The 13,631-nt window shown below is 72.5% G+C and carries 15 protein-coding genes and 1 pseudogene; 13 read left to right on the top strand and 3 right to left on the bottom strand.

Features of this window, described 5'->3' with window-relative positions; translation table 11 throughout:
• Positions 1–21: 21 nt before the first annotated feature.
• The 7 genes from dop to MCBG_RS05300 all read left to right on the top strand — a co-directional run bounded on the left by dop (position 22) and on the right by MCBG_RS05300 (position 5,556).
• Positions 22–1,539: a depupylase/deamidase Dop gene (gene dop / locus MCBG_RS05330; RefSeq protein ID WP_036344014.1), complete on the top strand. Its 1,518-nt coding sequence runs from the start codon at positions 22–24 to the stop codon at positions 1,537–1,539.
• 107 nt (positions 1,540–1,646) lie between these two features.
• Entirely contained in the window at positions 1,647–1,853 is a 207-nt protein-coding gene (locus MCBG_RS05325; protein WP_030504127.1) for a ubiquitin-like protein Pup, read from the top strand.
• Entirely contained in the window at positions 1,831–2,112 is a 282-nt protein-coding gene (locus tag MCBG_RS31495; RefSeq protein WP_223201082.1) for an endonuclease domain-containing protein, read from the top strand. The genes MCBG_RS05325 and MCBG_RS31495 overlap by 23 nt, the downstream gene beginning before the upstream one ends.
• The gene (prcB, locus tag MCBG_RS05315) at positions 2,031–2,870 is read left to right on the top strand and encodes a proteasome subunit beta (protein ID WP_030504129.1); all 840 of its coding nucleotides are present in this window, start codon (positions 2,031–2,033) and stop codon (positions 2,868–2,870) included. Before MCBG_RS31495 ends, prcB begins: the two co-directional genes overlap by 82 nt.
• Before the next feature lie 63 nt (positions 2,871–2,933).
• Positions 2,934–3,767: a proteasome subunit alpha gene (gene prcA / locus MCBG_RS05310; protein WP_043324381.1), complete on the top strand. Its 834-nt coding sequence runs from the start codon at positions 2,934–2,936 to the stop codon at positions 3,765–3,767.
• Positions 3,768–3,916: 149 nt separating this feature from the next.
• Positions 3,917–5,275 (top strand): Pup--protein ligase, encoded by a 1,359-nt coding sequence (pafA, locus tag MCBG_RS05305; protein ID WP_030504131.1) that lies wholly within the window; start codon positions 3,917–3,919, stop codon positions 5,273–5,275.
• A gap of 62 nt (positions 5,276–5,337) precedes the next feature.
• Positions 5,338–5,556: a hypothetical protein gene (locus MCBG_RS05300; RefSeq protein ID WP_030504132.1), complete on the top strand. Its 219-nt coding sequence runs from the start codon at positions 5,338–5,340 to the stop codon at positions 5,554–5,556.
• A gap of 7 nt (positions 5,557–5,563) precedes the next feature.
• Here the strand turns inward: MCBG_RS05300 and MCBG_RS05295 are convergent, their stop codons facing one another.
• Complete coding sequence (locus MCBG_RS05295) at positions 5,564–6,508, bottom strand: hypothetical protein (protein WP_043324379.1); 945 nt, start codon at positions 6,506–6,508, stop codon at positions 5,564–5,566.
• A gap of 239 nt (positions 6,509–6,747) precedes the next feature.
• Between MCBG_RS05295 and MCBG_RS05290 the strand changes: the two genes are divergently transcribed.
• Positions 6,748–7,296 (top strand): carboxymuconolactone decarboxylase family protein, encoded by a 549-nt coding sequence (locus MCBG_RS05290; RefSeq protein WP_043330172.1) that lies wholly within the window; start codon positions 6,748–6,750, stop codon positions 7,294–7,296.
• A 12-nt stretch (positions 7,297–7,308) separates the two neighbouring features.
• On the opposite strand, the gene MCBG_RS05285 is transcribed toward MCBG_RS05290, so the two are convergent.
• Both MCBG_RS05285 and MCBG_RS05280 read right to left on the bottom strand, forming a co-directional pair.
• A complete protein-coding gene (locus MCBG_RS05285) occupies positions 7,309–8,394 on the bottom strand; it encodes a DUF3866 family protein (RefSeq protein ID WP_043324377.1) in 1,086 nt (361 codons plus the stop codon).
• 44 nt (positions 8,395–8,438) lie between these two features.
• Positions 8,439–9,428 carry a cation diffusion facilitator family transporter gene (locus MCBG_RS05280; protein ID WP_043324375.1) on the bottom strand — a complete coding sequence of 330 codons (990 nt, stop codon included), beginning with the start codon at positions 9,426–9,428 and terminating at the stop codon, positions 8,439–8,441.
• A 104-nt stretch (positions 9,429–9,532) separates the two neighbouring features.
• Between MCBG_RS05280 and MCBG_RS05275 the strand changes: the two are divergent.
• The 5 genes and pseudogenes from MCBG_RS05275 (at position 9,533) to tatC (ending at position 13,301) form a co-directional block, all read left to right on the top strand.
• Positions 9,533–10,532, top strand: a pseudogene (locus tag MCBG_RS05275) (helix-turn-helix transcriptional regulator).
• Complete coding sequence (locus tag MCBG_RS05270; protein WP_043324373.1) at positions 10,529–11,536, top strand: helix-turn-helix transcriptional regulator; 1,008 nt, start codon at positions 10,529–10,531, stop codon at positions 11,534–11,536. Before MCBG_RS05275 ends, MCBG_RS05270 begins: the two are co-directional and overlap by 4 nt.
• A gap of 10 nt (positions 11,537–11,546) precedes the next feature.
• Positions 11,547–11,795 carry a hypothetical protein gene (locus MCBG_RS05265; RefSeq protein ID WP_043324371.1) on the top strand — a complete coding sequence of 83 codons (249 nt, stop codon included), beginning with the start codon at positions 11,547–11,549 and terminating at the stop codon, positions 11,793–11,795.
• 216 nt (positions 11,796–12,011) lie between these two features.
• On the top strand, positions 12,012–12,326 hold the full coding sequence (gene tatA / locus MCBG_RS05260) for a Sec-independent protein translocase subunit TatA (RefSeq protein WP_043324368.1): 315 nt from the start codon (positions 12,012–12,014) through the stop codon (positions 12,324–12,326).
• A gap of 21 nt (positions 12,327–12,347) precedes the next feature.
• Complete coding sequence (gene tatC / locus MCBG_RS05255; RefSeq protein ID WP_043324366.1) at positions 12,348–13,301, top strand: twin-arginine translocase subunit TatC; 954 nt, start codon at positions 12,348–12,350, stop codon at positions 13,299–13,301.
• Positions 13,302–13,631: the final 330 nt, after the last annotated feature.

Here is a 13,631-nt window from a genome sequence, read left to right as displayed (position 1 = left end):
CGAGCGGGAGCGGGCAGGTCGATGAGCGTCAGAAGGATCATGGGCACCGAGGTCGAGTACGGCATCTCCGTGCCCGGTCAGGCCGGAGCCAACCCGATGGTCACCTCCTCCCAGGTGGTAAACGCCTACGGGGCGCGGCCGGAACTCAACCGGGGCGGCCGGGCCCGCTGGGACTACGAGGAGGAGTCGCCACTGCGCGACGCGCGCGGGTTCACCTACTCCGGCGCCGCGTACGACCCGGCCGAGGCGCTCGCCGACGAGGACCTCGGCCTCGCCAACGTCATACTCACCAACGGCGCGCGGCTCTACGTCGACCACGCCCACCCGGAATACTCCACGCCCGAGGTGACCAACCCCCTCGACGTGGTCCGGTGGGACAAGGCGGGGGAGCGGGTGATGGCCGAGGCGGCCCGGCGGGCCGCGACCATCCCGGGCACCCAGCCGATCCACCTGTACAAGAACAACACCGACAACAAGGGCGCCAGCTACGGCGCGCACGAGAACTACCTGATGCGCCGGCAGACGCCGTTCGCCGACATCGTGGCGTACCTGACGCCGTTCTTCGTCACCCGGCAGATCGTCTGCGGCGCCGGGCGGGTCGGCATCGGCCAGGACGGCGGCCAGACCGGTTTCCAGATCTCCCAGCGGGCCGACTTCTTCGAGGTCGAGGTGGGGCTGGAGACGACGCTCAAGCGGCCCATCATCAACACCCGCGACGAGCCGCACGCCGACGCCGACAAGTACCGCCGGCTGCACGTCATCATCGGCGACGCCAACCTCTCCGAGATCTCCACGTTCCTCAAGGTCGGCACCACCGCGCTGATCCTCACCATGATCGAGGAGAAGGCGCTCGGCGCGGACCTGGGCATCGCCGACCCGGTGGGGGAGCTGCGCGCGGTCAGCCACGACCCGTCGCTGAAGCACCTGATGCGGATGCGCGACGGCCGCAAGCTCACCGCGCTGGACGTGCAGTGGGCGTACCTGGAACGGGTCAGCTCCTTCGTGGACGACCGCTACGGCAAGGACGTGGACGCGCAGACCGCCGACGTGCTGCGCCGTTGGGAGAGCGTGCTGGACCGGCTCGGCCGCGACGCGTTCGAGTGCGCAGACGAGCTGGACTGGGTGGCGAAGCTGCGGCTGCTGGAGGGCTACCGGGAGCGGGAGAAGCTCGGCTGGGGCTCGCACAAGCTGCAGCTGGTCGACCTGCAGTACTCCGACGTGCGGCCGGAGAAGGGCCTCTACCACCGCCTGGTGCAGCGTGGCTCGATGAAGACGATGCTCAGCGACGAGCAGACCCGCACCGCGATGACCGAGCCGCCGGAGGACACCCGGGCCTACTTCCGGGGCCGCTGCCTGGCGCAGTACGCCTCCGAGGTGGTCGCCGCGAGCTGGGACTCGGTCATCTTCGACGTGGGCCGGGAGTCGCTGGTGCGGGTGCCGATGATGGAACCCGAGCGGGGCACCCGGGCGCACGTCGGTGAGCTGTTCGACCGCTGCGAGAGCGCCAAGGATCTGCTGGAGACGCTCACCGGCGGGTGACCCGGATGCCGGAAGGCCCGTCGGGTGCCGGAACCGGGCGCGCGGCGGGCCTTTCGTCGCTCCCGCGAGGTAAGTTGATCGCAGGCGATCGTGGAGGAGGCACCACCATGGCGACCCAAGAGGGTGGGCAGACCCAGTCCGGCAAGTCCCGCGAGGAGGTCGACGAGGTCACCGCGGAGGCGAACCCCGAGGTGGCCGAGCGGCACGCCGAGATCACCGAGGACGTCGACGACCTGCTCGACGAGATCGACTCCGTCCTGGAGGAGAACGCAGAGGAGTTCGTGAGGGGATATGTACAAAAGGGCGGCCAATAGGACATATGTCCGTTTCGCCCCACGGGGCGCCGGGCAGGCCGTCAACCGTCGGCACCGCGATGATCGCACCGGATGGGTGCGCGGGATACTCTGCTTCAACTGCAACGGTGGTCTTGGCCGGTCCCGGGACAGTCCCGTGGGGCCGGCCGGGGCGATCACGTACCTGAGAGGAACCACGTGGCAGCGGGTTTTGATCCATCCGGGCGTCTTCCAGATGTGTTCACCAACGCGGGGACGTCCTCCTTCACAGCGTTCCTGAGCAAGGTGGCCCCCGAGATGCTGCCCGGCCGTCGGCCGCTGCCGCCCGGCATGGCCGCCGACATGGCGCCGCACGCGACCACCATCGTGGCCATCTCGGCCGCCGGTGGCGTGGTCATGGCCGGCGACCGGCGCGCCACGATGGGCAACCTGATCGCCCAGCGCGACATCGAGAAGGTGCACCCGGCCGACGCGTACTCGCTGGTCGGCATCGCGGGCACCGCGGGCATCGGCATCGAGCTGATGCGACTGTTCCAGGTGGAGCTGGAGCACTACGAGAAGATCGAGGGCGCGATGCTCTCGCTCGACGGCAAGGCCAACCGGCTCGCCTCGATGATCCGCGGCAACCTGGGCGCGGCCATGCAGGGCCTGGCCGTGGTCCCGCTGTTCGCCGGTTTCGACCTGGCGGCGAGCGACCCGGCGCGGGCCGGGCGGATCTTCAGCTTCGACGTGACCGGCGGCCCGTACGAGGAGACCGGCTACGACGCGATCGGCTCCGGCTCGCTGTTCGCCAAGTCGGCGCTGAAGAAGCGGTTCCGGACCGGCCTGTCGGTCGAGGACGCGACGCGGCTGGCGGTCGAGGCGCTCTACGACGCGGCGGACGACGACACCGCCACCGGCGGTCCGGACCTGACCCGGCGGATCTACCCGGTCGTGATGACCGCTACCGCCGAGGGCACGCACCGGCTCACCGACGCCGAGACGGCGGCGATCGCGGAGAGCGTGGTGGCCGGCCGGATGGAGAACCCCGGCGGCTGATCCCGCTTCCCGTCCACCGACTCAGCAGTCCCGCACCATCAGGTCCGAAGGAGAACCGCCGCCGTGGCCATGCAGTTCTACGCCTCGCCCGAGCAGATCATGCGCGACCGCTCCGAGCTGGCCCGCAAGGGCATCGCCCGGGGCCGCAGCGCGGTGGTCCTGAGCTACGCCGGCGGGGTGCTCTTCGTCGCCGAGAACCTGTCCAGCACGCTGCACAAGGTCAGCGAGATCTACGACCGGATCGGCTTCGCCGCCGTCGGCCGGTACAACGAGTTCGAGAACCTGCGTCGCGCGGGCGTGCGGATGGCCGACCTCAACGGCCTGAGCTACGACCGGCGGGACGTGACCGGCCTGGCGCTCGCGAACGCGTACGCGCAGACGCTGGGCGCGATCTTCACCGAGCAGTCGAAGCCGTTCGAGGTGGAGATCTGCGTGGCCGAGGTGGGCGCCACGCCCGAGGACGACTCCCTCTACCGGGTGACCTACGACGGTTCGGTGAACGACGAGCCGGGCCGGATGGCGATGGGCGGCCAGGCCGAGGCGATCAGCGGGGTGCTGAAGAACGAGCACCGGCCGGAGATGTCGCTGTCGGAGGCGGTCCGCGCCGCCATGAAGGCGCTGAGCAGCGTCGGCGGCGAGGGCGGCGCGGCCCGCACGATCGCCGCGAACCAGCTGGAGGTTGCGGTCCTGGACCGGCGCCGGGTGGGGCGTACGTTCCGGCGGGTCACCGGCGCGGCGCTGACCGCGCTGCTGGACGGTGACGCGGAGGCCGACACCGCGCCCGCGCCGGGCCGGGCGAAGACGCCGACGGTGCCGACGGAGGAGGCGAAGAAGCCGACCACGTCGGCGGGCTCGGCCGATCTGGAGGGCAACGCGGAGGACAAGCCCGCCGAGTGACACCTGCGCGAAATACCCCGTCGCCGCGTCGCGGTGGCGGGGTCTTTCGCGTACGGGAGGCCGCCGGCTTTGCGGTCCGCGCGGGGGAGATCGCAAGCGGTGAGCGTCGGCGATGCCCATCGGAGGCTCCGGGCGGCTAATGTCTCATCATGGAGCGGCGAATCTTCGGCCTCGAAACCGAGTACGGCGTCACCTGCACCTATCGCGGGCAACGCCGACTGTCCCCCGACGAGGTCGCGCGGTACCTGTTCCGGCGGGTGGTGTCGTGGGGCCGGTCGAGCAACGTGTTCCTGCGCAACGGCGCCCGTCTCTATCTGGACGTGGGCTCGCACCCGGAGTACGCGACTCCGGAGTGCGACTCGGTGACCGACCTGGTGGCGCACGACCGGGCCGGTGAGCGGATCCTGGAGGGGCTGCTCGTCGACGCGGAGAAGCGGCTGCACGACGAGGGCATCGCGGGTGAGATCTACCTGTTCAAGAACAACACCGACTCGGCCGGCAACTCGTACGGCTGCCACGAGAACTACCTGGTGTCCCGGCACGGCGAGTTCGGCCGGCTCGCCGACGTGCTCATCCCGTTCCTGGTCACCCGGCAGTTGATCTGCGGCGCGGGCAAGGTGCTGCAGACGCCGCGCGGCGCGGTCTACTGCCTGTCGCAGCGGGCCGAGCACATCTGGGAGGGCGTCTCGTCGGCGACCACCCGCAGCCGGCCGATCATCAACACCCGGGACGAGCCGCACGCGGACGCGGAGCGGTACCGCCGGCTGCACGTGATCGTCGGTGACTCGAACATGAACGAGGTCACCACGCTGCTGAAGGTCGGCACCGCCGACATCGTGCTGCGGATGATCGAGGCGGGCGTGGTGATGCGGGACCTCACGCTGGAGAACCCGATCCGGGCGATCCGCGAGGTGTCGCACGACATCACCGGCCGGCGCAAGGTGCGGCTGGCGGCCGGCAAGGAGGTCTCGGCGCTGGAGATCCAGCAGGAATACCTGGCCAAGGCGACGGAGTTCGTGGAGCGCCGGGGCGGTGACCAGACCGCGAAGCGGGTGGTCGACCTGTGGGGGCGGGTGCTGCGCGCGGTCGAGACCGGCGACCTGGACCCGGTGGCCCGGGAGATCGACTGGGTCACGAAGCTGAAGCTGATCGAGCGGTACCAGCGCAAGCACGACCTGCCGCTGTCGCACCCGCGGGTGGCGCAGATGGATCTGGCGTACCACGACCTGCGGCGTGGGCGCGGCCTGTACGGGCTGCTGGAGCGTCGCCGCGAGGTGGACCGGGTGGCCACGGACCCGGAGATCTTCGAGGCGAAGGAGACGCCGCCGCAGACCACCCGGGCGCGGCTGCGCGGCGAGTTCATCCGGCACGCCCAGGAGAAGCGGCGTGACTTCACGGTGGACTGGGTGCACCTGAAGCTGAACGACCAGGCGCAGCGCACGGTGCTGTGCAAGGACCCGTTCCGGGCCTACGACGAGCGGGTGGAGCGCCTGATCGCCAGCATGTGACCGCCCACGGGCGGCCGGTGCCCGGCACCGGCCGCCCGTGGCACGGGTAGGCTGTCGTCGCGATGAACACTTCCGAATCCGCCGGTCGCCCCGACCGTGAGACGTCCTCCGGCCGCGACGGCGGCGAGAAGCTCAACTGGATCGATCGCCGCCGGGAGAAGATCCGGGCCGAGATCGAGCGCAACCGGCGCGGTGACTACACGGTCCCGACGTGGGTGCTGGCGGCGGCGCTGGTGCTGATCGTCGGCGGGTGGCTGGCGTTGATCCTGCTGCTCGGCTGAGTTCGGCTCAGTTGTACGGCATCCGGGGGAACCAGCCGAAGCCGAACATGGCCGGCACCCGGATGTCCCAGTAGATGACGGTGAAGACGCCGAGCGCGACAAGCAGCGCTCCGGTGACGGCGGCGGCGCGGCGGGGGTCCGCCATCCAGGCGAGGAAGCGTCCGCGGCTGATCGCCACGGCCAGGGCGAAGACGGCCGTGACGAGCAGGATGTTCCCGAGGGACTGCAGCGTGAACGCCAGCGCCCCGTAGAGCGGGTTGCCGGTGTCGACGGCCCAGTGGAACAGCTTGTTGAACATCGGGTAGGGGCGGCCGACGAGGAACCCGCCGACGAGCGCGCCGATGGTGATCACCCGGGCGACGGGCCGGTGCGCGAAGATGTCCGGCACGAGCTTGAGCGCGGCGAGCCCGAGGTAGGTGAGGGCGAGTCCGATGACGCCGAAGACGACCGAGGACTGGATGAGGCGTACCGGGACGGTGCCGACCGTCTCGGTGGACAGCTGGGGCAGCCGGTCGCCGAGCAGGACGCCGATGATGCCGTAGGCGGCCGAGACGACGACCATGCCGAGCGCGAGCCAGCCGACCGGGCGCAGCAGGGCGCGCAGCGCGGACCGGGTGCCGCCGGCGGGGTCGGCGCCGGAGACCTGGCTCATCGGCCCGACCGAGGCCGCCACGGCGATGTTGCAGGCGGTGAAGGTGCCGGCGAAGCCGGAGACGAAGGCGAAGAGCATCCCGGCGACGGCGCCGGTGATGGCGGTCTCCTTGGCGTCGTGGCCGAGCACGGTGTTGGCGACGTTGTCGCCGATGACCTTGTCGACGAGCTCGAAGGACCACAGGACGGCCAGCAGCACGCCGGCCGCCGCGCTGATCAGGGCGAGTCGGAGGGGATGCGGCGGGCGGTGGGTGGAGATCCCGGCGTCGGGGGCCGCGTTCGGGAGTTGTCGCAGTGCCATGGGGGGTCGCCTCCTAACGGCGGCCAGCCGCGTTTCCCGCGCGGCTGCCTGGCGCGGACGGCGGTGACGGGATGGCCGGAGTCGATTTCCCGGACAGTATGGGGAGGCCGCGTGGGGCCCTGGTTCTTCGATCATGCTGACCTGTCTCCGGTGTCTGGCCCGGGCGGCGGGGGTGGCGGCACTCTGGACGGCGGGCCGCCGGCGTGACCGGGCCGGCACGGACAGGGGAGCGTGACGTCATCGCACACATCGATCTCGGGCTGGACGAGAAGGCCTATCCGGGCATCCAGGGGCCGCTGCGGTTCCGTCCGGAGACGGCGAAGCCGCTGGGCGAGCTGGCGGAGGTGCTGTTGCGCGCTCCGCATCCCACCTTGACGCCGGGGGAGCGGGAGCTGATCGCGGCGTACGTCTCCGGCCTCAACGACTGCGACTTCTGCTGTTCGTCACACGCGGCGTTCGCCGCCGCGCAGCTGCCCACGGGGATGGAGTTCGTCGACCGGGTGCGCGCGGACGTGGCGACCGCGCCGGTCGGCGCGAAGCTGCGGGCGCTGCTGCACATCGCCGCCGCGGTCCGGCGCAGCGGCCGGGAGGTCACCACCGAGCTGGTGGAGGCGGCACGCGCGGAGGGCGCCACCGACCTGGAGATCCACGACACGGTGCTGATCGCGGCGGCGTTCTGCATGTTCAACCGCTACGTCGACGGGCTGGGCACGTGGACGCCGCAGGATCCCGAGGTGTTCGCGCGGGCCGCAGACCACCTGGTCGCGAACGGCTACCTGGCGATCTGAGGGCGGCGGGGCTCAGCCCAGCAGGCGGGCCGCGTGGCGGCCGGCGGCAGCGGCGGCCAGGAAGTAGGCGTGGTCGGCGTCCAGGCCCCGGCCCATCGTGGACAGGCCGACCGGGCCGGCCCGCAGAGCCGCGTCGAGGCCGTCGGTGGGCACTGTGACGATCGTGTGCCGGTCGGCCAGCGGCGCGAGCGCCGCGGCGACCTCCGCCGCGAGGGCGGGGTCGAGGCCGTCCGGCACCACCAGCTCCGCGGGGGCCAGCGCGACCCGGCCGTACGCGGTCAGGCTGTGGTGGGAGACGCCACGGTGCCGGGGCCGGGCGTCGGCGTCGGAGATGCGCAGCGAGCCGACCGGGCGCCCGCCCAGCGTGGCGACCGCGTTGACGGCTTCGCCGACGGCGACGCCGGAGAAGCCCCAGCGGGTTCCGGTGCCGAGGTTGCCGGGGCCCTGGGCGACGATCGTCAGGTCCGCGCCGAGTACGTGCCGGGCGGCGAGCAGGCCGCTGTGCAGCGTGCTCGCCTCCAGGTCGCCGCCGAACGCCTGGCCCACGCTCACCGTGCCCACGAGGTGACCGGCCAGGCCGGCCAGGGTGCGGGAGAACCAGGCGGGCAGCGCCCCGCCGTCGGTGAGCACGTACGCGACCCGGGCGTCGGGCGCGTCGGCGCGTACCCCGGCCAGGATCGCCGGCAGCGCGGAGTGCAGGTCGGCGGTGACCACCGGCATGCCGTCGACCGACTCGGCGGCGGCGAGCAGTTCGTGGTGCGGCGACGCCTCCTCGTCCACGCCCAGCAGGATCGGCTGCAGCGGCGTGTAGCGGGCCTTGACCAGGTGCCCGGCGTCGCGGCTGTCGCCGGCCTGCGGCGGGTCGGCGGGCAGCCGGTCGGGCAGCGCGACGACCAGCGCGTAGCCGCCGGTGCCGAGGCCCATCAGCAGCGCCCCGGCGTTGAGCAGCACCCGGTCGCCGGGCTCCGGCTCGCCGACCAGCGCCGGGTAGGCCAGGGCGCGCATCCGGACGCCGTCGGGCAGGTCGACGTCGAGTTCGACGGCGCCGGACCACCGTCGCCGTACCGCCGTGACCGTGCCGGACCGCCATCGCACCATGCGGTGCACGGTATCGGCCGGGGTGCGGGCGGGCCGGGGGCGGGTCAGGTGTCGCCGTCGAGCGGGCGACCCGTCTCGTCCTGGGTGGTGCGGGCGGGCCGCCCGGCCGTGCGGGAGCGGGTGGGGTCGAGGAAGACGTACGCGATCTCCGGGAAGCGCCCGGTGAGCCGGCGTTCGGCCTCGTCGGCGGCGGCCTCGATGTCGGCGCCGGTGGCGTCGTCGTGGAAGTCGACCTTGGCGGCGACGAGGATGTCGTCGGGGCCGAGGAACATGGTCATCAGCGTGTCGATCCGGTCCACGGTCGGCACGTCCGCGAGCTCCCGTTCGATGCGCCGGTGCAGCCGGTCGGAGACCGAACGGCCGACCAGCAGCGAGATGTTGCTGCGGGCCAGCACGACGGCGACCACGAGCAGCAGCACGCCGATGAGGATCGAGGCGATCCCGTCGTACAGCTCGTCGCCGGTGAGGTGGGACAGGGTGAGCCCGGCGGCGGCGATCAGCAGGCCGACCAGCGCGGCGCTGTCCTCCAGGAAGACCGCCTTGACCGTGGTGTCGGCGGTCAGGCGCAGGTAGCGGCGAGGGGTGGTGCCCCAGCGGCGCGACTCGCCGCGCACCTGCCGCACCGCCCGGGCCAGCGACACCGACTCGATGGCGAACGAGACCGCCAGCACCACGTACGCGACGAGGTACTCGCCGCTGTGCTCGTGCACCAGGATGGTGGTGACGCCGTGGGTGATGGCGAAGCCGGCCCCGGCGACGAAGGTGAACAGCGCGGCGAGGAACGCCCAGACGTAGCTCTCCTTGCCGTACCCGAAGGGGTGCCGGGTGTCGGCGGGCCGCGCGCCCCGGCGCAGCGCCAGATAGAGCAGCACCTCGGTGGTGGTGTCGGCGAGCGAGTGGGCGGCCTCGGAGAGCATCGCCGCGGAGCCGGAGATCAGGCCCGCGACCAGCTTGGCGACGGCGATGGCGAGGTTCGCCGCGCCGGCCACCACGACCGTGCCGACGCTCTCGGTCTTGACCTCCGCTTCCACCATGCGCTCACCCTATGACCGGTCGATGCCCGTCGCCGGTCGGGAACACCTCCGCGCCGCGCCGCGCGGGTGCCCGCGCGCCATGCGCGGGCTGCTAGCGTTTGCACGTGTCCCGGACCCGTACCGAACGCCTGGTCAACCTGGTGATCTGCCTGCTGTCGACGCGACGCTTCCTGACCGCCGCGCAGATCGCCGCGACCGTGCCCGGCTACGAGCACGACCCGGACGACGCCAAGGACCACGAGGCGTTCCAGCGCAAGTTCGAGCGCGACAAGGCCGAGCTGCGTGAGCTGGGCGTGCCGCTGGAGACCGGCACGGCGAGCGTCTTCGACGCCGAGCCGGGCTACCGGATCGCGCCGCGCGCCTACGCGCTGCCCGACATCCCGCTCGAACCGGACGAGGCCGCGGCGGTGGGCATCGCCGCGCGGCTGTGGCAGCACGCCGGGCTGGCCGCTGCCGCGTCGTCCGGGCTGGCGAAGCTGCGCGCCGCCGGCATCGACGTGGACCCGCAGGCCACGCTCGGCCTGGAGCCCATGGTCACGGTCGACCCCGGCGTTCGCGCCGCTGACCGCCGCTGCGCGGGACCGCCGCGAGGTCAGCTTCGACTACCGGGTGCCGGACCGGGACGCGCCCACCCGGCGCCGCCTCCAGCCGTGGGGGGTGGTCTGCTGGCGCGGCCGGTGGTACGTCGTCGGTCACGACCTGGACCGCGCGGCGACCCGCTGCTTCCGGCTGTCCCGGGTGGTCGGCACGGTCCGGGCGACCGGCGAGCCGGGCGCCTACGAGCCGCCCGTCGGCGTCGACCTGATCAGCCACGTGGCCCGCTGGTCCGGGCCGGTGGAGCGCACCGGCCGGGCCACGGTGCTGGCCACTCCGGGCCGCGCCGCCGGGCTGCGCCGCTGGGCGGTGGAGTGCCAGGCCGGCCCGGACGGCGACCGGCTGGTGCTGCCGTACGCCGACGCCGACTACCTCGCCGGCCAGATCGTCGGGTACGGCCCGGACGTGCGGGTCCTGGAGCCACCGGAGGTACGGGAGGCGGTCATCCAGCGGCTGAAGGAGGTCGCCGCCCGGCACGACGAGCTGGCGACCGCCGGGGGTGCCCGGTGACCCGCCCGGCGGCCCGCGCCGGCCGTGCCTCCGCCGACCGGCTGGCCCGGCTGCTCAACCTGGTGCCCTACCTGCTGGCCCGCCCCGGCATCGAGATCGCCGAGGCGGCGCACGACCTCGGGGTGACCGAGAAGCAGCTCCGGGAGGACCTGGAACTGCTCTGGGTGTGCGGGCTGCCCGGCTACGGCCCCGGTGACCTGATCGACATGGCGTTCGACGGCGACCGGGTCACCATCACCTACGACGCCGGCATCGACCGGCCGCTGCGGCTCACCCCCGACGAGGCGCTGGCCCTGGTGGTGGCGTTGCGGATGATCGCCGAGACGCCCGGGGTGGCCAACCGGGAGGCGGTCGAGCGGGCGCTCGCCAAGATCGAGAACGCCGCCGGTGACCTGGCCGGCGCGCCGGTGGAGGTCCGCCTGCCCGGCGACAGCGCCCGGGTACGCGAGCTGCGCGCCGCCGTCGAGCGCGGCCGGGCGCTGCGGATCACCTACTACACCGCGGCGCGGGACGAGACCACCGAGCGCACCATCGACCCGCTGCGGATGCTGATGGTCGGCGGCCGGGCGTACGTGGAGGCGTGGTGCCGCCGTGCCGAGGCGGTGCGGCTGTTCCGGGCCGACCGGATCGACGCGGTGGCCGAGCTGCCGGAGCAGGCGGTCGTGCCGCCGCAGGCCCGCCCGCACGACCTCAGTGACGGCGTGTTCCGCCCGTCGGCCGACCTGCCGCTGATCACGCTGCGGATCGGCCGGGGCGAGCGGTGGATCACCGAATACTATCCGTGCGAGCGCGTCGAGGCCGACGGCGAGCAGTGGCTGGTGTCGCTGCGCGTCACCGACCTCGGGTGGGCCCGGCGGTTCGTGCTCGGGCTGGGCCCGGAGGTGACGGTGGTCGCCCCGGCCGAGCTGGCCGAGCAGGTACGCGCCCAGGCCGTGGCCGCGCTCGACGCGTACGCGACCCCGGCCGGCACCGCCGACCCGGCGGCCGCCGGCGTCACCCGATAGGCTGACCGCCGTGGTGAAGTGGATCGTGCTCGGAGTCGTGCTGTTCGCGCTTGTCGTCCTGGCGCTGGCGGTCCGTCCGGTGGTGAGCCGCCTGTCCGGGCTGCGCCGTTCCGCGCTGGCGTTGCAGCGCCGGGCGGCCGAGGCGGAGTCGCTGCGTACCGCCGCCGAACAGCTGCAGGCGCGGGCCGAGTCGCTCCAGGAACGGATCGTCGTCGCGCAGGAGCGGATGACGTTGATCAAGGCCAAGCGCGGCGACTGATCGAGGGCCCCCGGCCCGGTGAGCGTCGTTTGCGCGTAACCGGGCGGTTGCGCGCAGAAATGCGCGGACCTGGACGGTTGACGGGACACTTCGGGTTGGTCGAAACTTCACCGATCGGGCCCGCACCAGCAGGCCCACCGGGGTGGCAAGCCGCTGCGACGCACGTACGATGGGCGGCGACCCACCCTCACCGACACAGAGCGACTGGAGCTTCCCATGGGTGCCCTCAAGCCGTGGCACATCGCCGTACTCGTGGTCGTGCTGATCCTGCTGTTCGGCGCGAAGCGGCTCCCCGACGCGGCCCGCTCGCTGGGCCGATCCCTGCGGATCATCAAGGCCGAGACCAAGAGCCTGCAGGACGACGACCGTAACCTCGCCGAGAAGGCGGACGCGCAGGCCGGCTACCAGCCGCTCCCGCCGCAGCAGCCGGTGCAGGGGCAGCCGTACGCGCAGCAGCAGCCGTACACGCCGCAGCCGCAGCAGCCGGTCGCGCCGCCGGCCGACCCGGTGCAGCGCGTCCGCGAGAACTGATCCGAGAGGGCCCCAACCACCGTGGCCTTCGGGTTGAAGAAGCGCGGCCCGAGCAACTTCGCGCGGGCCGCCGACGGCTCGATGACGCTCATGGAGCACATCCGTGAGCTGCGCAACCGGCTGTTCCGCGCGTCGCTGGCGATCCTGGTCGGCTTCGGCTTCGGCGTCTGGCTGTCCGGGCCGGTGCTGCACATCCTGCAGAAGCCCTACTGCGACCTGCCCAAGGCGCGGTTGATCGACGGCAACTGCAACTTCGTCCAGCTCGGTCCCGCCGACCTGTTCCTGCTGCAGATGAAGGTGGCCCTCTGGGTCGGCCTGATCATCGCCGCGCCGATCTGGCTCTACCAGCTCTGGGCGTTCATCGCGCCCGGCCTGCACCGGCACGAGCGGCGGTACGCGTACTTCTTCACCGCGCTGGCGGCCCCGCTGTTCGCGGCCGGCGCGGTGCTGGCGTACTTCGTCACGTCCAAGGGCCTGGAGTTCCTGCTCAACGTCTCCGGCGGCGGCGACGTGACCACCACTCTCGACATCACCCGCTACGTCGGGTTCGTCACGAACCTGATCCTGCTGTTCGGGGTGGCGTTCGAGTTCCCGCTGATCGTGCTGATGCTCAACTTCGTCGGCCTGGCCAGCGCCAAGCGGCTGCTCAGCTGGTGGCGGGTGGCGGTGTTCGTGTTCTTCGCGTTCTCCGCCGTAGTCACGCCGACGCCCGACCCGTTCGGCATGACCGCGCTGGCGATCTGCCTCTGCGCGCTCTACTTCGCCGCGGTGGGGGTGGCGTTCATCAACGACAAGCGGCGCGGTCGCGGGCGTGAGGTCTACGCCGGCATCGCCGACGACGAGGTGTCACCGCTGGACCTGTCGACCGAGCCGGTGCCCGCCGGGGGCCGGATCGAGGCGTCCGAGCCGATCGGGGCGCCCGAGCCCGTCGTCGCCCCGAAGCCGATCGAACGCCGCTACGACGACATGACCTGACCGACCCCGCTCACCCGGACGCCGTCCCCATCGCACGGGGGCGGCGTCCGCGTTTCCGCAGCCGCCCCTCGCCGCCGCGCCGAGTGCCCTCCGCCGACCTTGAACTCGATGCCCGCGCGACGGCCCGCCCTCACGTTGATCATGGACTTGCTGCCCCTCGGATGACCGGTTTCCGCACTTTGCCCGGGCAGGAAGTGCAAGATCGCCGGGGCCGGGGCCGGGGCCGGGCCGGGGCCGGGGGGTCAGGTGATGCGGCGGGCTGCGTTGGGAGCGGCGGCGGGGAGCGCGTCGGGGTGGAGGATGGCGGCTATGGTCTCGGCGCCGTCGACC

Origin of the sequence: Micromonospora sp. M42, assembly GCF_000568915.1 — a bacterium.
Taxonomy (GTDB): domain Bacteria; phylum Actinomycetota; class Actinomycetes; order Mycobacteriales; family Micromonosporaceae; genus Micromonospora; species Micromonospora chalcea.
The sequence above is the reverse complement of the archived record's forward strand: the minus strand, read 5'-3'. Positions and strand labels throughout refer to the sequence as shown.